Here is a 19602-nt window from a genome sequence, read left to right on the forward strand (position 1 = left end):
AAATCACGGGTTCAGAAAAATCTGCCCCGTGTAAATTTTTAGAATTTTTAAAATAAAAATATTTTTTTTTTAACAAATATTTTATTTTTTAGAATTTTTTACTTCTTCAAACTCAGCATCTACTACATTTTTTTCTTTATTTGTTTCATTTTTTTCATTATTTTTTATATCTTTATCACTATTATCAGTAAATTGCATAATTTGAGAAGATATATTCATAACTAATTTTATATTTTCTTCTATTTCTTTTTTGTTTTCACCTTTTAATGATAAATCTAATTTTTGTAAAGATTGTTCTATTTTTTCTTTATTTTCTTTAGTTATTTTTTCTGAATTTTCTGATAACTGTTTTTTTGTATTATGAGAAATTTGATCTCCATGATTTCTTACTCTCATTAATTCTTCAAATTTTCTATCGTTTTCAGCATTTTTTTCAGCATCATTAATCATGTTTTTTATTTCTTCTTCATTTAATCCTGATGATGCTTTAATAGTAATTTTTTGTTCTTTATTAGTATTTTTATCTTTTGCTGAAACATGTAAAATTCCATCTGCATCTATGTCAAATGTTACTTCTATTTGAGGAATTCCTCTAGGGGATGGTTGTATTCCATCTAAATTAAATTGACCTAATGATTTATTATTTAAAGCTCTTTTTCTTTCTCCTTGTAAAACATGTATTGTAACTGCTGATTGATTATCTTCTGCTGTAGAAAATATTTGACTATGTTTTGTAGGAATAGTTGTATTTTTATTTATTAAAGTTGTCATAATCCCTCCCATTGTTTCTATTCCTAATGACAATGGAGTTACGTCTAACAATAATACATCTTTAACATCACCTGATAAAACTCCTCCTTGTACAGCAGCACCAACAGCTACAGCTTCATCTGGATTTATATCTTTTCTAGGATTTTTGCCAAAGAATTTTGCTACTTCTTTTTGTACCATAGGCATTCTAGTTTGACCACCTACTAATATTATATCATTAATATTAGATTTTGATAATTTAGCATCTTTTAAAGCTAATTCTAAAGGTTTTATAGATCTTTTTACTAAATCTTCTACTAATGATTCCAATTTAGATCTAGTTAACTTTATATTTAAATGTTTTGGTCCAGAAGAATCTGCTGTTATATAAGGTAAATTTATATCAGTTTGATTAATAGTTGAAAGTTCTATTTTAGATTTTTCTGCAGATTCTTTTAATCTTTGCATAGCTAAAGAATCTTTTCTTAAGTCTATTCCTTGTTCTTTTTTAAATTCTTCTACTAAATAATTTATTACTCTGCTATCAAAATCTTCACCTCCTAAATGTGTATCACCATTTGTAGACAAGACTTCAAATGTTTTTTCTTTATCTACTTCATCTATTTCTATTATAGATATATCAAATGTACCACCTCCTAAATCATATACAGCTATAGTTCTGTTTCCTTTATTTTTATCTAAACCATATGCTAAGGCAGCAGCAGTTGGTTCATTTATTATTCTTTTTACTTCTAATCCAGCTATTTTCCCTGCATCTTTTGTTGCTTGTCTTTGAGCATCGTTAAAATATGCTGGAACAGTGATTACAGCTTCATTAATTTTTTCTCCAACATATTCTTCAGCAGTTTTTTTCATTTTTTTTAATATTTCAGCTGATATTTGAGGAGGAGCTATTTTCTTATTTTTTATTTTTATCCATGCATCTCCATTTTTAGAATTTATTATTTCATAAGGCATAATTTTTATGTCTTTTTGAACTTCTTTATCTTCAAATTTTCTTCCTATTAATCTTTTTATAGCAAATAAAGTATTTTTTGGATTAGTTATAGCTTGTCTTTTAGCTGGCTGTCCTACCAATACTTCTTTTTCAGTATATGCAATTATTGATGGAGTGGTTCTATCTCCTTCAGAATTTTCTAGTACTTTTGTTTTATTTCCATCTGTTATTGCTACACAAGAATTTGTAGTTCCTAAATCTATTCCTATAATTTTACTCATATTTTTTCCTATTATATTTTCTTATTTTATTTAAAAATATAAAATATTTTCTTATAATAACTATCATGGGGTCATTTAAGCTGTCAATCAAGTGTAAACGTATTAAAAAAATTGATTTTTATATATAATTGTATCAATATTAAAAATAATTATTATATAATATTTTATTATTTATTTTTCTCATAAAATATTATTTTTTTTATACTATAAAAATATGAAAGATTATTCTATTTTAATTTATTTTGTATCTTCAATAATATTTTGTCTAACAATATTATTAATAAGTAATTTTTTAGGAACTAGACGTACGTCAACTAATAAAAATTTACCATTTGAATCAGGAATATATTCTTATGGTAGTTCTAATTCTAACTTTTTTGTACAGTTTTATTTAATAGTTTTATTTTTTGTAATTTTTGATACTGAGTCTTTATATTTGTATACTTGGTCTATTAGTATTAGAGATACTTCTTGGTTAGGTTTTTTTGAATCTTTACTTTTTATATTTACTCTGTCTATAAGTTTTTTTTATATAATAAAACTTAATACATTTAATTTTAATGAAAAGAGTTAATTTTTTTTATATAATAATAAATATTTTTATAAGGATAATATGAAATATACATTTACAAAAATTGATGATAAAAATCTTAAAGAAGATAATAAAAAATTTTCTAAAAATAATAGTTTTAAAAATATATTTTTTGGTAATTTAAAAAAGATTTTTACTAAAGTAGTAAACTGGGGAAGAAAAAATTCTATATGGCCTTATAATTTTGGATTATCTTGTTGTTATGTAGAAATGGCTACTAGTTTTACTTCATTTCATGATGTTTCTAGATTCGGATCAGAAGTTATTAGAACTTCTCCAAGACAAGCAGATTTAATGGTAATATCTGGAACTCCGTTTATAAAAATGGCGCCAATAATAAAATTGTTATATGATCAAATGTTAGAACCTAAATGGGTAATTTCTATGGGGGCTTGTGCTAATTCTGGAGGTATGTATGATATATATTCAGTAGTGCAAGGTGTTGATAAAATAATACCTGTAGACATTTATGTACCAGGATGCCCTCCTAGACCAGAAGCTTATATACATGCATTAAGATTATTGCAAAAATCTATATATAAAGAAAAAAGACCATTATCATGGATAATAGAAGAAAACAATAAAAATTATAAAGTAAAAATGAAATCAGAAAAAGTTTTAAGAAACAAAAGTAGAAAATTTGACATGAAATATAAAAATCAAGAAACAATATAATAAATTTTAAAAAAAATGAAAAAAAAAATAGAAATTTTAAAAAAAAAAAATAATAATTATGTTTTTTATGATTATAAAACTATAAAAAAATTAATTAAAACATTTAATAATAATATACTTCATATACAAAATACTAAAATTGGATGTGATGTAATATGGATTAAAAAAGATATATTAATAGATGTTTTATTTTTTTTAAAAAGTATAAAAAAACCATATATTTTTTTATATGATTTACATGGAGTAGATGAAAGAGTTAGAAATAACAGAAAAAATTTACCTAAATCAGAATTTTCAGTATTTTATCATATAATGTCTATAGAAAGAAATAAAGATATTTTAATAAAAATACCTATAAAAATAAATGATATGACAGTAAATAGTATTACTAAAATTTTTAATAATGCAAATTGGTATGAATGTGAAACTTGGGAAATGTTTGGAATAAAATTTTTAGGTCATCCATTTTTAAGAAGAATAATAATGCCAAAAAATTGGAATGGATATCCTTTAAGAAAAGATTATTTATCTAGAGCTACAGAAAGAAAAGAATATAATTTAACTAAAGATTTAGAGAAATTGGAAATGGAATCTTTAAGATTTAAGCCTGAAGAATGGGGTATGGATGTTAAAATTAAAAATTCTAATTTTATGTTTTTAAATTTAGGACCAAACCATCCATCTGTACATGGAGTTTTTAGAATTGTTCTACAATTGTATGGAGAAAAAATAATAAATTGTATGCCAGAGATAGGATTTCATCATAGAGGAGCTGAAAAAATGGCAGAACGCCAGTCTTGGCATAATTATATACCATACACTGATAGAATAGAATATTTAGGTGGATGTATAAATGAAATGCCTTATATTTTATCTATAGAAAAGTTAGCTAATATAGTTGTGTCTGACAGAGTTCAAGTTATAAGAGTTATGTTATCAGAATTGTTTAGAATAAATAGTCATTTGTTATATATAGCTACTTTTATTCAAGATTTAGGAGCTATGACACCAATATTTTTAATGTTCACAGATCGTCAAAAAATTTATGATGTGATAGAAGCAATTACTGGTTTTAGAATGCATCCAGCATGGTTTAGAATAGGAGGAGTTGCTCATGATTTGCCAAAAGGATGGAACAAATTATTAAAAGATTGTTTATCTTGGATAAAGAGTAGAATGAATAAATATTATTTTATTGCTTTAAAAAATAGTATATTAATAAGTAGATCTAAAAATATAGCTAAATATAATAAATATTCTGCTTTGTCATGGGGAATTACAGGATCTGGATTGAGAGCTACTGGTATAAATTTTGATGTAAGAAAAGCAAGACCATATTCTGGATATGAAAATTTTGATTTTAAAATACCTTTAGGAGAAGATAATAGTGATTGTTATACTAGAGTAATGTTAAAATTTGAAGAAATTTTTCAAAGTTTACATATTTTAGAACAATGTATTGATTATATGCCTGAAGGTCCATTTAAATCGGATCATCCTCTTACTACTCCACCTCCAAAAGAATTAGTATTTAATGATATCGAAAATATGATATCACATTTTTTGCAAGTTTCATGGGGGCCAATAATACCATTTGGTGAATCTTTTCAAATGGTAGAAGGAAGTAAAGGAATAAATAGTTATTATATAATTAGTGATGGTGAAAATATGAGTTATAGAACTAGAATAAGAACTCCTAGTTTTCCTCATTTACAGCAAATTCCTTCAGTAATAAATGGATATAGTATTTCAGATTTAATATCGTACTTAGGAAGTATAGATTTTGTTATGTCAGATGTAGACAGATAATAAAATAAATTTAAAATTTTGTTATATTTTTAATAAAAATGTGAAAAAAAATGATAAATGAAAAAGAAAAAGAATTTATTTTAAAAGAGTTAGAAAAATATGAAAATTCTGATGCTGTTGTTGTGGAATCTTTAAAATTTGTACAAAAAAGATTAAGATGGATATCTTTAGAAACTATGTCAGAAATTTCAAAAATTATTTCAGTTCCTGTATCAAAAATAGAAAGTATAGCTACATTTTATAATCAGATATTTAGAAAACCAGTAGGAAAAAATGTTATAAAATATTGTGATGGAGTTGTTTGTTATATAAACGGATATAAAAAAATTAAAAATGCAATTTCTAAACATTTAAATATATGTGATGGTTGTACTACTAAAGATAATAATTTTACTTTAATACCAATTTGTTGTTTAGGAAATTGCGATAATAGTCCAACTATTATGATAAATGAAAATTTATTTTCTAATATTACTGTTAAATCAGTTGTAAATATATTGGAGAGTATAAAATGAAAAATTATTTTTATAAAAATGAAGAAACTCATCCTTTAACATGGAGAATAAAAAAATTTAAAAAACCTATTTTTATAGATGAATATGAAAGAAAAAGAGGATATTTAGCATTTAAATTTGCTTTAAAAAATCTATCTCCTGATGAAGTTATTTCTATAATAAAAGATTCTAAATTAAAAGGCAGAGGCGGTGGTGGTTTTTTAACTGGAGAAAAATGGAGTTTGATTCCTAAAAAAAATTATTTTGGTAAAAAATATTTATTATGTAATGCTGATGAAATGGAGCCTGGCACATATAAAGATAAATTTTTAATGGAAAAAATACCTCATTTATTATTAGAAGGAATATTATTAAGTGCTTATGCTATACAAGCTTCTTGTAGTTATATATTTTTGAGAGAAGAATATTTTTTTTCAAAAAATTTATTAGAAAAATCTATATTAGAAGCGAAAAAAAAAAAATATATAGGAAAAAATATATTAAACAGTGGTTTTAACATGGAAATTTTTATACATACAGGAGCTGGAAGATATATATGTGGTGAAGAAACTGCATTAATAAATTCTTTAGAAGGGAAAAGACCTAATCCTAGAGTTAAACCACCTTTTCCATCTCAATCAGGATTATGGAACAAACCTACATGTGTAAATAATGTAGAAACATTATCAAATGTTCCAGCAATAATACTTAATGGATCTAAATGGTATAAAAATATTTCTAAAAATAATGATACTGGTACAAAACTAATGGGTTTTTCTGGAAAAGTAAAAAAACCAGGTATTTGGGAATTACCGTTTGGTATAACATCTAGAGAAATATTAGAAGATTATGCAGGTGGAATGCAAGATGGATATAAACTAAAAGCTTGGTTTCCAGGAGGAGCTGGAACAGGAATATTAATTGAACATTATTTAGATATATCAATGGATTTCAATAGTCTCAGTTTAGTTGGAAGTAGATTAGGAACTGGAATTTGCATAGCTGTAGACGATAAAATTAATATAGTATCTTTATTATTAAATATAGAAATTTTTTTTTCTAGAGAATCCTGTGGATGGTGTACTCCATGTAGAGAAGGTCTTCCATGGTCTGTTAAAATATTAAAAGATTTAAAAAATAAGAAAGGTAGAATAGGTGATATTGAAATATTAGAAGAAATATGCAAAAATTTAAGTGTTGGAAAAACTTTTTGTGCTTTTGCTCCAGGCGCGATAAGTCCTTTATATAATGCTATTAAATATTTTAGAAAAGAGTTTGAAGATGGAATAAATTTTAATTTACCTGTTGTTAAAAATAAAATCTCTGGAATTCAGTCAAATAATTTAAATAATATATAAATTTAATTTTAATATTTTTTTTGGACATAAAATATAATGGTTACAATATTAATAGATAAAAATAGATATGAAGTAGATTTATCAAAAAATATATTAGAAAATTGTCTTGAAAATAATGTTAATATTCCATATTTTTGTTGGCACCCTTCTTTAGGCAGTGCTGGATCTTGTAGACAATGTGCTGTAAAACATAAATTTATAGATTTTAATGGAATTATACAAACTAGAATAATAATGTCATGTATGTCTAAACCTGAAAAAAATATGGAAATTTATGTAAATAATGATGATGAAATAAATAAATTTAGAAAAAGTATTATTGAATTATTAATGATTCATCACCCTCATGATTGTCCTATATGCCCAGAAGGAGGAAATTGTCATTTACAAGATATGACAGTTCTTTCTAATCATAATAATAGAAGGTATAGATATAAAAAAAGAATATATAAAAGTCAGTATTTAGGAAAATTTATATCTCATGAAATGAATAGATGTATTTCTTGTTATAGATGTGTTAGATTTTATAAAGATTATGCTGATGGAAAAGATTTTGATGTATATGGTTTGTCTAACAATCTTTATTTTGGTAGAGTTGAAGATGGCAATTTAGAAAGTGAACATTCTGGTAATTTGATAGAAATTTGTCCAACTGGAGTTTTTACTGATAAATTGCATAATAAAAATTATAGTAGAAAAGTTGATATGAGTCATACACCTAGTATATGCAATTTTTGTAGTGTAGGTTGTAATATCATTGGAAGTGAAAGATTAGGTATACTTAGAAAAATAGAAAATAGATATCATGGTGATATTAATGGTCATTTTATTTGTGATTTAGGAAGATTTGGTTATCATGTTTTAAATAAAAAAAATATTCCATTATATCCGTTTATGTTAAAAAAAAATAAAAGATTAAAATTAAGTAAAAATCAAGCAATTAAAGAAGCTAAAAATATTTTAAAAAAATCAAAAAAAATATTAGGAATAGGTTCTTATAGATCTAATATAGAAAATAATTTTTCTTTATTAAATTTTGTAGGAAATAAAAATTTTTCTAATGGTATGATGGAGAATGAAAGTAAATGTAATAATATTATAGTAAATTTTTTAAAAAAAAATTGTACTAATATACCTACATTAAAAGAAATAGAAAATTATGATGCTGCAATAATTATAGGACAAGATATTACTATTACAGCTCCTAGAATGTCTTTATCCATTAGGCAATCTGTAAAAAATCAAATTAACAATAAAAATTTTAATTTTAAAAAAATATGTAATTTTTTAAAAATTTCTAGTAAAAATAAAATTTTTAATAAAAATAATAGTTCTACTTTTATATTAAGTAATGATTCTACTAAATTAGATGATATTTCTAAAATAAATTATTATAGTAATTATGAAGACCAATCTAAATTTTTATTTTTTTTAGATAAAATTATTAATAATGAGAAAATAAAAAAATGTGATTTTTTTATTTCTTTAAAAGAAAAAATTTTATATATTGCTAAAATATTAACTATATGTAAAAAACCTTTAATAATATTAAGTTTTTATGACCACAATTTAAATTTATTAAAATCTTGTATAAATTTAATAGATTCTTTAACAAAAGTTAATCCTAATTTAGGAAGTGTTTTTTTGACTTCAGGTTCTAATAGTATAAGTACTTCTATTATGAGTAATATTTCATTAGAAAAAATATTGAAAATAGCATGTAAAGAGAAAAATATTTCTATAATTTTAATGGAAAATGATTTATATAGATTAATATCAAAAAATATTATAAAAAAAATTTTTAAAAAAAATAATAAAATAATAGTATTAGATCATATAAATACAAATAGTATGAAAAATTTTAATTTATCATTACCTACTAGTAGTTTTTTAGAAAGTACTGGTACTATAGTTAATTATGAAGCTAGATCTCAAAAATATTTTAAAGTGTTTGATAAAAAACATGATAATAAATTGTCTAATAGAATGGACAGTTGGAAATGGATAAGTAAAATATATTATAAAATTAATAAAAAAAAATCTAAATGTAATAGTTTGGATGGAATAATAAATTTATGTTTAAAAAAAATTCCTTATTTTGAAGGAATACAAAATTCTTCTCCTAGATCTAATTTTAGAATAATTGGACAAAAAATACCTAGATATGCTAATAGAGCCAGTGGAAGAACAATATTAAGAAATAATAAAAAAGATTTTAAAAAAGATGTTATATATGATTCAGATACTATGTTTTCTATGTCTATGGAAGGATATAAAAATTTTAATAATAAAATTAGTCATATACCTTTTGTATGGAGTCCTGGAACTAATTCTTCTCAAGCATGGAATAATATTTCTAAAGAAAATTTTTTTTCTGGAAAAAAATTATTTACATTTGTAAAAAAGAAAAATATAAAACGAAACAAAATATCTTTTTGTAAAAATTTTAACAAGAAAGAAATAATTGTAACTAGACATAATTATTTGTTTTCATGTGATGAAATATCACAATTTTATGAGACTTTTATAAAAGAAAATGATTTTATACCAGGTTTTATAAATTTAAAATATGCAAATTTTTTAAAATTGAAAAAAGGTAATATATTATTATTTAGATTTAATTCTAGAAATTTTAAAATTATAATATATTTTTCAAAATTTTTAAAACATGGTTATATTTCTTTACCAATAGGATCATTTGAAATTCCATTATTTTTAAATGGTTATAAGATAAAAAAATTTAAAATAATATAAATTTATTAATTAAGAAACAAAAAATATTATGAATATTTTATTAAATTTTATAAGTGCTTTTTCTTTTGTTATTTTAATAACTACGCTTGGGGCTTTTTTAAGTATATTAGAAAGAAAATTTTTAGCTATACTGCAAAATAGATGTGGTCCTAATAGAGTTGGTTGGTTTGGTAGTTTACAAATTTTAGCTGATATGATAAAAATATTTTTTAAAGAAGATTGGATACCTCCATTTAGTAAAAAATTTATATTTTTTATATCTCCAATAGTTGCATTTTGTATATCTTTGTTTATGTTTTTTATTATTCCTTTTAATAATAAATGTAATATATTAAAAATAGATATAGGAATATTATTTTTTTTAATGCTAGTAAGTTTAACTATGTACTCTACTATTTTATCTGGATTATCTAGTGGAAATAAATATTCTTTATTAGGATCTATAAGATCTATTTCTCAAACTATAAGTTATGAAATTTTTTTAGGAATATCATTAATGTCTATAATTATAAAATCTGATTCATGTAACATTAATGATATTATAATAAGTCAAAGACATATTTGGAACATTGTTCCTCAATTTTTAAATTTTTTAGTTTTTTTTATAGCTAGTTTAGCAATATGTCATAGACATCCTTTTGATCAACCTGAATCTGAGCAAGAAATATCTGATGGATATCATATAGAATATTCTGGAATGAAGTTTGGAATGTTTTTTATTGCTGAATATATATCAATTTTTTCTATTTCAGCATTTATTTCATGCATTTTTTTTGGTGGTTATTTAGGAATTAATAATTTTCCTTTATCTTGTATGATTTTAAAAACTTTTATTTTAGTATGTTTATTTATATTAATAAGGGCATCTATTCCTAGACCTCGTTATGATAAAATAATTTCTTTTGGATGGAAATTTTGTTTTCCAATTTCATTGTTAAATTTATTTGGTACTGCATTTTTTGTTTTAATATATAATTAAAAGGAAAATTTATGTTATTTTTAAAAAGTATTTTATATGGATTTTTTTCTCAAATAAGAAGTATTTTTTTTACTTTTATAAATATTTTTTATAAAAGTGAAACTGTTATGTATCCAGAAGAAAAAACTAAACTATTTCCTAGATACAGGGGAAGAATAGTTTTAACTAAAGACAAAAATGGAGAAGATAGATGCGTTGCTTGTAATCTTTGCGCTTCAGTATGTCCTTCTAGTTGCATAGTTTTACAACAAAAAAAAAATAAAAATGGTAGAAATTATCCAAAATTTTTTAAAATAGATTTTTCTAGATGTATTTTTTGTGGTTTGTGTGAAGAAGCTTGCCCTACTGCAGCAATACAACTTTTGCCAGATTTTGAATTATCTGATTACAAAAAAAAAGATTTAATATATGAAAAAGAAGATTTAATAATTTCTAATCAAGGAAAATATTTAGACTATGATTTTTACTCAGTTTCTGGAGTTAAAACAAAAAATAAAAATTTTTCTAAAAAAAATAAACTTGTTGATCATGTAGATACAAAAAAAATATTACCTTAATTAAAATTAGGAACTTAAATATGCAATTTATATTTTTTTTATCTAGTTTAACTTTGTTAATTTCTATATTATTTATAATTTTTATAAATGATTTATTATATTCAGCATTATTATTAATAGTTTCATTTTTATCTACTTCTATAATATTTTTTTTATTGGGTTCATGTTTGGCTGGATTTCTTCAAGTAATTATTTATTCTGGGGCAATTTTATTATTATTTGTTTTTATAATAATGATAATTAATAAAAAAGATAATTTTTTTATAATTGATTTGGATATAAAGAAATTTTTTGAATTTTTTTTATTTTTTTTAATTTCTAGCATTTTTTTTGTAGATATAACATATTTAGTTTTAAAACATTTGAATATTACACAATTTTATAAAGAAGTTGATATGAAAAGAGTTGGTAAAATTTTATTTTCAGATTATTTTTTTATAGTTGAATTATCTTCTATGTTGTTATTAGAATCATTAATTATATCTTTTTATATCAATAAAGATTATAAAGATATTAAATAATATATTTTAATATAAGGGATAGTTATGATATCTATATTTTATTGTTTTATTTTATCTGTGTTAATTTTTTCATTAGGAGTTTTTATTTTTTTTATAAAAAATAATCTTTTTTTAATGTTAATAGGTTTAGAAATTATGTTAAACGCATGTTTATTACTTTTTATAGTTTCTGGAAATTATTGGAATGATGCAAATGGTCAGATAATTTATATATTTATAATTACTTCTTCTGCAGCAGAAGTTTGCGTTAGTTTATCACTATTATTAAAATTTTATAAAATTAATAATACATTAAATATAAATTTATTAAGTGAGTTAAAAAAATGAGTATTATTCTTTCTACAATTTTCTTTCCTTTAATAGGATTTTTTTTATTAACTATTTTAAAAGATTTTTTAAATAAAAAAATTTTATTTTTTATAGGTTTATTTACTTTATTTATATCATTTTTAACTAGTTTATTTAGTTTTTATTATTTTTATAAATTTAAAAAAGCATTTTTTGTTTTTAACATTTGGAACTTAATATCAATAGATAACTTTAAATTTAATATTAGTTTTTTATTAGATGAACTCTCTTTATCTATGTTAATTATGATAACTGGTATAGGAGTATTAATATATTTTTTTTCTTATTGGTATATGTATTTAGAAGAAGAAATTATAAAATTTTTTTCTTATATAAATTTATTTATATCAAGTATGTCAATTTTAGTTTTATCTGATAACTTCTTATTAACTTATTTTGGATGGGAAAGTGTAGGTATTTGTTCTTATTTATTAGTAAGTTTTTATAATGAAAATATTAAAAATATTTTTTATTCTATGAAATCTTTTTTAATATCTAAAATAAGTGATATATTTTTTTTAATATCTATACTTCTAATATATCATTGTTTTAATACTTTTAATATACATGAAATATCAAATTTTTTAATTTCAGAAAAAGTTCACAAAAATTTATTTTTAATAAAATTAATTTGTATATTTTTATTATTATCATCTATATCAAAATCTGCTCAGTTTCCATTTCACACATGGCTTCCATGTGCTATGGTAGGACCAACACCTGCTTCAGCTCTAATACATTCAGCTACTATGGTTACTGCTGGTGTATATTTAATATCTAGATCTAAAGATATTTTTTTAGTATATGATCAAATATTTTATTTAATATGTTGTGTAAGTTCTTTTTCTATTATTTTAGGAAGTATGTCTTCTATATTTAATAAAAATATAAAAAAAATATTAGCATATTCTACTATAAGTCAAATAGGATATATGTTTTTATCTATAGGAGTAAAGTCTTGGTCTTGTGCTATATTTCATTTAATAAGTCATGCAATTTTTAAATCTTTAATATTTATATCTACTTGTTATATTGTTTTATATAATAAAAATGAACAAAATATATTTAAAATGAATTTTATTAAAAAAAAAAATTCTTTAGTATATTTTTCTTTTTTAATAGGTTTACTATCCTTAATGTCATTTCCAATAATAAGCTTAGGTTTTTATAGTAAAGGAGAAATTTTATTTAAAATATTAGAATCAAAAAATTATTTTTTCTTTTTTACAGCATTTTTAGGATCAATTTTTACTACTATTTATTCATATAGATTAATGTTTTATATATTATTTTCAAAAAAAAATTATTTTAAAAAAAAATTATATGAAAATTTTTTTCATGATATTCCAACATTAATTTTAATGTTTTTTTCTACTTTTTTAGGTATTTTCATAATTCCTAATTTATCAAGTTTTTTTTCTGAACATTTTAAAATAAATAATTTTTATATTATTTTAGAATTTTTATTTAGTTTTTTTGTTTCATTTACAATGTTAATTTATTATTTATTAATTAAAAAAAAATTTTTTTTAAAAAAATTATATTTTTTAAAATGTTTACATAATTGTTTAGAAAAAATTTTTAAACAAGATTTATATTTTAAAAATTTTTATTCTAAATTAGAAAATTTATATAATTTCTTTTCTTACTTTTTATATAAAGACATTTTTAAATTTTTTATTAAATTTATTTTCTATATTGTAAGATTTATTAATAAATTAATTTTAAAATTTCATTCAGGAAATTTAAAGTTATATATATTAACATTTTTTTTAGTGTCAACTTCATTTTATACATTAATAATATTTATATAGAATTTAGTAATTTTTAAATTAATTTTTATTTTGTTTTATTTTAATTTATTTATAATTTTAAATTTTTAAAATTTATTATTATTTTTTATAAGGTAAAAAATATGCTTTCTTTTCTTATTATTATTCCATTTTTAGGAGGGATAATTTCATGGTTTTCTCAAAAATTTAGTAATAAATTACCTAGATTTTTTGCCATAACTTCTATTATATTAATATTTTTTATAAATTGTTTATTTTTTTTAAATAATGTTTTTGAAAAATTTTTGTTTTTTAATAAAAATTTATTTAATAACAGTTTTTCTATATTGTGTATACATAAATTAGGAATTAATTTTAGTCTTTATAATGATAGATTTTCTTTATATATGATATTTTTAACAGTTTTATTAGGAATGTTTGTTATAATATTTTCATATAATGAAAATTATAAAAATCCTGGTGCGTTTTATTTAAATATATTATTTTTGATTTCTAGCATAATAGGATCTTTATTATCTACTAATTTATTTTTTTTCTTTATATTTTTAGAAATAATGATTTTTCCTATTTGCTTTTTAAATATTTTTTGGGGTAAAAATAAAATTAAAAAAAAAAATAATATAAATTATATAAAAAATTTTTTTATACATAGTCAAATTTCTTCAGCAATTTTGTTTTTTTCTATTTTGATGTTAGTAAATTATTATCATTCTATTAATGGAATTTGGACGTTTGAATTCAATTTACTAAAAAAAGTTTTTTTAAATAGAAATTTTATAGAAAATTTAATTTTATATGGATTATTATTATCTTTTATTATAAAAATTCCATTAATACCATTTCATACTTGGCTTCCTAATATGACTTTATATTCTCCAAAAGGAAATTCTGTAGATTTAATAGGTTTTTTATCTAAAGTTGGAATATATGGATTATTAAGATTTTTTGTTCCTATTTCTGGAAATATATTTTATAAAATTCAAATTTTTATGATTTTTCTAGGAATAATAAATGTTTTTTATGGTGCTTTTATGGCTAGTGTAAAAAATAATTTAAAACACATATTATCATATATTAATATTTCACATTCTGGAATAATATTATTATCTATTTTTAATTTTAATAATTTATCTTATGAAGGATTATTGCTATATATTATTTCTAGCACTATTTCTTCTTCTGTACTTTTTGTCTTGTCTGATAAAATATATAATGAACTTAATACTTATAATTTAAAAAAAATGGGTGGTTTGTGGAAAGTTTTAAATTTTATTCCTGGTTTTTTTCTATTTTTTTCTTTATCTAATTTTGGTCTTCCTGGTACTGGAAATTTTATAAGTGAAATATTAATTTTTATGGGTTTTTTTTTATCTTTTCCTAAAATATCTATATTTTTTACATTTAGTTTAATATTTTTTGCATTTTGTTCACTAAAAATGTTTCATAGAATTTTTTATGGAAATTCAAAAAATTGTTTAAAAAATTTTGATTTAAATGTTTTTGAAATATTATTGATTTCATTTTTTATATTTTTATTAATTTTAATAGGATTGTTTCCAAACTTTGTATTTTATAAGTTCAATTTTTTAAATATTTTTTCAATCAATATTTCTTAAATTTATTAAAAAATGAGGAATTTTTATATGTTGTCTATATTTCAAAAATATATGGAATTCTTTCCATTTATAATAATAATGTGTAGTATTTCTTTTGGTATGTTTTATATTATATTTAAAAGAAATAATTTAGTTATGTTTTTAAATTCTTTTTTAGGAATATTTTTAACAATTTATTATTTATTATTTTTTAAAGATAAGCTTTTACATAAAATTAACTTTTTTTTTCATTTTGACAAATTTTCTATTTTTTTTTCTTTATTAATATTAATTATTATGTTAATAACTTCTATATTCGCATATTTTTGTTTAGACAAAAAAAAGTTATATATTGAAGAATATTATATACTATTATTATTATTTTTATTGGGAAGTATTTCTTTAAGTTTTTCTAAACAAGTTTCTTTATTTTTTATAAGTATAGAAATAATTACATTATCTACAATTGGTTTAGTTTATTTTTTTAATGACAATAAAAAATCTATAGAAGCTTCTTTAAAATATATGATATTTTCCAGTTTTAGTTCTATTTTTATGTTATTTGGAATAGGAATTATTTATTTTATAACTGGTAGTTTAAAATATGAAAATTTATATTTAATTATAAATAAATTTGATATTTATAAACAAACAGCAGTTTTTTTAGGAATATCAATAATATTATTTAGTATTTTTTTTAAAATGTCTTTATTTCCATTTCATTTTGTTTTTCCAGACATTTATCAAGTTTCTAGTCCTTTATATTTAATGTGCTTTTCAACCGTAAACAAACTTTCTTTTTTTAGTTTTTTAATATATTTTTTTTCTTCTACGTTAATATTAAAAATAAATTTTTTTTATAATTTAGTTCAAATATTTTCATTATTATCTATTTTAATAGGAAATTTATTAGCTTTATTTCAGAATAATGTTAAAAGATTGTTAGGATACGCTTCTATAAGTCAAGTTGGATACTTAATGATTTCAGTTTTAAGTTTGAATAAATTTGAATTTTCTATACAAAATATATTTTTTTACTTTTTGAATTATGTTATTTGCAACATATGCATATTTGGAACATTTGCTATATTAAAAAGTGGTTATATTTATAGAGAAATAGATAATAATTTTTTTAAAAAAAATATTTTTTCTAATATGTTTCATACATATCCTTTATTATCAATTTCTTTATTTATAGTGTTTTTTTCTACAGCTGGAATTCCTCCTACTGTTGGTTTTTTAAATAAATTATATATACTTTCTTATGCAATACATAACAATTTTTGGATTTTAATGTTTTGTATAATTTTTAGTAGTATATTTGGAACATATTTATATTTTAAAATAATAGTTAGTTTTTATAATGAAATAAAAGATATAAAAATGAATAGACATAGATTTTTTTTTATTGAAAATATATTAGAAATTTTTATTTTTATTATGTCAACTACTTTATTATTATATAATTTTTTATTTTATAATTTTTTTAATAAAGTATTATTTTTATAAAAATTTTATAAAAAATATTTTTTAATATATTTTGTTATAATAATATTTTTAAAATACAATTTTATAAATATATTTTTTTAAAAAAAAAGACAAAGAAAAAATACTTTGTCTTTATTATTTTTTTATAAAATTTTATTTTTATGATTTTTTATATTTTTATATTATGAACATTTCAGAAATTGATTTTTCTTTATTTATTCTTTCTATAGCTTCAGAGAGCATTTTTGATAAGTTTATTGTTCTTACTTTTTTTATATTTTTTATTTTTTTTGATAAAGGAATAGTATTACATACTATTATTTCATCTATACAAGATTTTTTTATATTTTCTGCTGCATTTCCTGAAAAAACTGGATGTGTAGAATATGAAAAAATTTTTTTTGCTCCATGTTTTTTAAGCATTTTAGCTGAATTACAAAGAGTTCCAGCTGTATCTATTATATCATCTATTAATATGCAATTTCTTTTTTTTATATCTCCTATTATGTTCATTACTTGAGATTCATTTTTTTTTGATCTTCTTTTATCTATTATAGCAATGTCTTTATAATTTAATAATTCTGCTACGGATCTAGTTCTAACTACACCTCCAACATCTGGAGATACTAATACTGGATTTTTTAAATTTATTTTTGATATATCTTTTGATATTACTCTACTTGTAAAAACATTATCTATAGGTATATCAAAAAATCCTTGTATTTGCTCAGAATGTATATCTACAGTAAGTACTCTATTTACTCCTACGTTAGATAAAAAATTTGCTATAACTTTTGCTGTTATTGGAACTCTATATGATTTTATTCTTCTATCTTGTCTGGCATATCCAAAATATGGTATAACAGCTGTTATTCTTTTTGCTGAAGCTCTTTTTAAAGCATCTATTATTATTAATAATTCCATTAAGTTTTCATTAGCTGGATAACATGTAGATTGAATTATAAAAACATCATGACCTCTTACATTTTCTTTTATATTTACGCTTATTTCTCCATCACTAAATTTTGTTACTTCAGCTATTCCTATATTTTTATTTAAAAATTTTGCTATATCTTTTGATAATTCTTTTGTAGCATTTCCAGAAAATATTTTCATTTTTTTTTAAAGGTTCTCCTATTGAAAAATTTTTTAATATTTTTTTAAAATAAATTTTTTTAAAAAATAATTTTTTTATTTTGTTTTAAAAAATATTTATATTTTTTTTAAATTAGGATTTTTATTTTTATTTAATATTATTTTATAGTTTAAAATATTATTTTTATAATACAAAATTATAAATACAATTAAAATTATGTTTTTAATTTTTTATAATTTTAATATAGACTATAATATATTATATTATATAATTTTTATTATTTTTTTAAGAATATAATTTATTTTAATATTATATATTTATTTATTTTTTATTTTTATTCAATTATTTATTTTTTATATTTTATTTATGAGTAAAATTCATGAAAAAATTTATTGTTAAAAAGTTATATTCATTTAAAAGTAGAATTGAAAAAATTGAAAAAATGTTTTGTAATATAAGTTATAAAAATAATAAAAAAAAATTTAATAATTTATTGAAGGAACATCATAAATTAAAAAATATAGTAAGTTTGTTTGATTCATGGAAAGAAAATTTAAAAAAAATAGTTCAATGTAAAGATTTAATGAAATATAATGATTTATATGAATTAGCTAAAGAAGAATATGTTTTTTTTAAAAGAAAAAATAATGTTTTAAAGAAAAAAATATATAAACTTTTTACTTCGAAAAAAAAGAGTAAAAATGGATGTTTTGTTGAAATAAGATCAGCTTCAGGTGGAGATGAAGCTTCTATTTTTGCTGGAGATTTATTTAGAATGTATACTAAGTATTCTGATATTAAAAATTGGAAAATGAATATAATAAATATAAATTATGGATATAGAGGTGGTTTTAAAGAAATAATTATAAAAATAAATGGAAAAAATGTTTTTGAAAAATTAAAATTTGAATCAGGTGGGCATAGAGTGCAAAGAATACCTAAAACTGAAAATCAAGGTAGAACTCATACTTCTACTTGTACTGTAGCTGTTATACCAGAAATAAAAAATTCTAAAGAATTTGTAATAAAGAATTCTGATTTAAAAATAGATACTTTTAAGTCTTCTGGAGCTGGTGGGCAGCATGTAAATACTACTGATTCTGCTATTAGAATAACTCATATACCCACAGGAAATGTTGTAGAATGTCAAAATGAAAGATCACAACATAAAAATAAATCTAGAGCAATGGAAGTTTTATATGCTAGAATAAAAGATCAAGAAGAAAAGAAAATCAAAGAAAAAAATTCTAATATTAGAAAAAATTTATTAGGAAGTGGAGAAAGATCTGATAGAAATAGAACATACAATTTTTCTCAAAATAGAATTACTGATCATAGAATAAATCTTAGTTTATATTGTTTAGACAAAATATTAGATGGTGATTTAGATTTAATAATAAATCCTATAATTCAAAAATATGAAATTAATAAATTTTTAAAAATAAAATAATAATTTTAAAATGTTTTGATATAGTTTAAATTTTATTTTTTAAAACTTTTTTATAAAAAAAATTAATTTGTTTATTTTTTTTTATTTTTATATTTATTTTTTTA

Annotated in this window: 16 protein-coding genes; 14 read left to right on the top strand and 2 right to left on the bottom strand. The window is 20.2% G+C overall.

From position 1 onward, the window contains the following. Positions 1-81: 81 nt before the first annotated feature. Positions 82-1989, bottom strand: a complete 1908-nt coding sequence (dnaK, locus tag RJT18_RS00560; RefSeq protein WP_343154881.1) for a molecular chaperone DnaK — start codon at positions 1987-1989, stop codon at positions 82-84. Between the two features lie 214 nt (positions 1990-2203). On the opposite strand from dnaK, the gene RJT18_RS00565 reads away from it, so the two are divergent. The 13 genes from RJT18_RS00565 to RJT18_RS00625 all read left to right on the top strand — a co-directional run bounded on the left by RJT18_RS00565 (position 2204) and on the right by RJT18_RS00625 (position 16973). After that, positions 2204-2563 carry an NADH-quinone oxidoreductase subunit A gene (locus tag RJT18_RS00565; RefSeq protein ID WP_343154882.1) on the top strand — a complete coding sequence of 120 codons (360 nt, stop codon included), beginning with the start codon at positions 2204-2206 and terminating at the stop codon, positions 2561-2563. Positions 2564-2602: 39 nt separating this feature from the next. Next, entirely contained in the window at positions 2603-3256 is a 654-nt protein-coding gene (locus RJT18_RS00570) for an NADH-quinone oxidoreductase subunit B (protein WP_343154883.1), read from the top strand. Positions 3257-3271: 15 nt separating this feature from the next. Next, positions 3272-5065 (top strand): NADH-quinone oxidoreductase subunit C/D, encoded by a 1794-nt coding sequence (nuoC, locus tag RJT18_RS00575; protein ID WP_343154884.1) that lies wholly within the window; start codon positions 3272-3274, stop codon positions 5063-5065. Positions 5066-5115: 50 nt separating this feature from the next. After that, entirely contained in the window at positions 5116-5580 is a 465-nt protein-coding gene (gene nuoE, locus RJT18_RS00580) for an NADH-quinone oxidoreductase subunit NuoE (protein ID WP_343154885.1), read from the top strand. Beyond that, positions 5577-6917 (top strand): NADH-quinone oxidoreductase subunit NuoF, encoded by a 1341-nt coding sequence (gene nuoF / locus RJT18_RS00585; protein ID WP_428994278.1) that lies wholly within the window; start codon positions 5577-5579, stop codon positions 6915-6917. Before nuoE ends, nuoF begins: the two co-directional genes overlap by 4 nt. 36 nt (positions 6918-6953) lie before the next feature. After that, the gene (gene nuoG / locus RJT18_RS00590; protein WP_343154886.1) at positions 6954-9671 is read left to right on the top strand and encodes an NADH-quinone oxidoreductase subunit NuoG; all 2718 of its coding nucleotides are present in this window, start codon (positions 6954-6956) and stop codon (positions 9669-9671) included. A 28-nt stretch (positions 9672-9699) separates the two neighbouring features. Further along, entirely contained in the window at positions 9700-10650 is a 951-nt protein-coding gene (gene nuoH, locus RJT18_RS00595) for an NADH-quinone oxidoreductase subunit NuoH (RefSeq protein WP_343154887.1), read from the top strand. A gap of 11 nt (positions 10651-10661) precedes the next feature. Further along, positions 10662-11207: an NADH-quinone oxidoreductase subunit NuoI gene (gene nuoI / locus RJT18_RS00600; protein WP_343154888.1), complete on the top strand. Its 546-nt coding sequence runs from the start codon at positions 10662-10664 to the stop codon at positions 11205-11207. Positions 11208-11227: 20 nt separating this feature from the next. Then, the gene (locus tag RJT18_RS00605) at positions 11228-11728 is read left to right on the top strand and encodes an NADH-quinone oxidoreductase subunit J family protein (protein WP_343154889.1); all 501 of its coding nucleotides are present in this window, start codon (positions 11228-11230) and stop codon (positions 11726-11728) included. Positions 11729-11752: 24 nt separating this feature from the next. Next, a complete protein-coding gene (nuoK, locus tag RJT18_RS00610) occupies positions 11753-12055 on the top strand; it encodes an NADH-quinone oxidoreductase subunit NuoK (protein WP_343154890.1) in 303 nt (100 codons plus the stop codon). Then, a complete protein-coding gene (locus tag RJT18_RS00615) occupies positions 12052-13890 on the top strand; it encodes an NADH-quinone oxidoreductase subunit L (RefSeq protein ID WP_343154891.1) in 1839 nt (612 codons plus the stop codon). The genes nuoK and RJT18_RS00615 overlap by 4 nt, the downstream gene beginning before the upstream one ends. Positions 13891-13991: 101 nt before the next feature. Continuing rightward, on the top strand, positions 13992-15485 hold the full coding sequence (locus tag RJT18_RS00620; RefSeq protein ID WP_343154892.1) for a complex I subunit 4 family protein: 1494 nt from the start codon (positions 13992-13994) through the stop codon (positions 15483-15485). A gap of 27 nt (positions 15486-15512) precedes the next feature. Continuing rightward, entirely contained in the window at positions 15513-16973 is a 1461-nt protein-coding gene (locus tag RJT18_RS00625) for an NADH-quinone oxidoreductase subunit N (RefSeq protein WP_343154893.1), read from the top strand. A gap of 156 nt (positions 16974-17129) precedes the next feature. Here the strand turns inward: RJT18_RS00625 and RJT18_RS00630 are convergent, their stop codons facing one another. Beyond that, positions 17130-18068, bottom strand: a complete 939-nt coding sequence (locus tag RJT18_RS00630; protein ID WP_343154894.1) for a ribose-phosphate pyrophosphokinase — start codon at positions 18066-18068, stop codon at positions 17130-17132. Positions 18069-18427: 359 nt separating this feature from the next. Between RJT18_RS00630 and prfA the strand changes: the two genes are divergently transcribed. Then, positions 18428-19498, top strand: a complete 1071-nt coding sequence (gene prfA / locus RJT18_RS00635; RefSeq protein WP_343154895.1) for a peptide chain release factor 1 — start codon at positions 18428-18430, stop codon at positions 19496-19498. Positions 19499-19602 lie beyond the last annotated feature (104 nt).

The organism is Buchnera aphidicola (Pseudoregma panicola) (assembly GCF_039376655.1).
GTDB lineage: Bacteria > Pseudomonadota > Gammaproteobacteria > Enterobacterales > Enterobacteriaceae > Buchnera_G > Buchnera_G aphidicola_C.

What these genes read in the sequence shown, in the direction of transcription:
- dnaK (WP_343154881.1), bottom strand. Translation starts at nt 1,989, where the DNA reads ATGAGTAAAATTATAGGAATAGATTTAGGAACTACAAATTCTTGTGTA.
- RJT18_RS00565 (WP_343154882.1), top strand. Translation starts at nt 2,204, where the DNA reads ATGAAAGATTATTCTATTTTAATTTATTTTGTATCTTCAATAATATTT.
- RJT18_RS00570 (WP_343154883.1), top strand. Translation starts at nt 2,603, where the DNA reads ATGAAATATACATTTACAAAAATTGATGATAAAAATCTTAAAGAAGAT.
- nuoC (WP_343154884.1), top strand. Translation starts at nt 3,272, where the DNA reads ATGAAAAAAAAAATAGAAATTTTAAAAAAAAAAAATAATAATTATGTT.
- nuoE (WP_343154885.1), top strand. Translation starts at nt 5,116, where the DNA reads ATGATAAATGAAAAAGAAAAAGAATTTATTTTAAAAGAGTTAGAAAAA.
- nuoF (WP_428994278.1), top strand. Translation starts at nt 5,577, where the DNA reads ATGAAAAATTATTTTTATAAAAATGAAGAAACTCATCCTTTAACATGG.
- nuoG (WP_343154886.1), top strand. Translation starts at nt 6,954, where the DNA reads ATGGTTACAATATTAATAGATAAAAATAGATATGAAGTAGATTTATCA.
- nuoH (WP_343154887.1), top strand. Translation starts at nt 9,700, where the DNA reads ATGAATATTTTATTAAATTTTATAAGTGCTTTTTCTTTTGTTATTTTA.
- nuoI (WP_343154888.1), top strand. Translation starts at nt 10,662, where the DNA reads ATGTTATTTTTAAAAAGTATTTTATATGGATTTTTTTCTCAAATAAGA.
- RJT18_RS00605 (WP_343154889.1), top strand. Translation starts at nt 11,228, where the DNA reads ATGCAATTTATATTTTTTTTATCTAGTTTAACTTTGTTAATTTCTATA.
- nuoK (WP_343154890.1), top strand. Translation starts at nt 11,753, where the DNA reads ATGATATCTATATTTTATTGTTTTATTTTATCTGTGTTAATTTTTTCA.
- RJT18_RS00615 (WP_343154891.1), top strand. Translation starts at nt 12,052, where the DNA reads ATGAGTATTATTCTTTCTACAATTTTCTTTCCTTTAATAGGATTTTTT.
- RJT18_RS00620 (WP_343154892.1), top strand. Translation starts at nt 13,992, where the DNA reads ATGCTTTCTTTTCTTATTATTATTCCATTTTTAGGAGGGATAATTTCA.
- RJT18_RS00625 (WP_343154893.1), top strand. Translation starts at nt 15,513, where the DNA reads ATGTTGTCTATATTTCAAAAATATATGGAATTCTTTCCATTTATAATA.
- RJT18_RS00630 (WP_343154894.1), bottom strand. Translation starts at nt 18,068, where the DNA reads ATGAAAATATTTTCTGGAAATGCTACAAAAGAATTATCAAAAGATATA.
- prfA (WP_343154895.1), top strand. Translation starts at nt 18,428, where the DNA reads ATGAAAAAATTTATTGTTAAAAAGTTATATTCATTTAAAAGTAGAATT.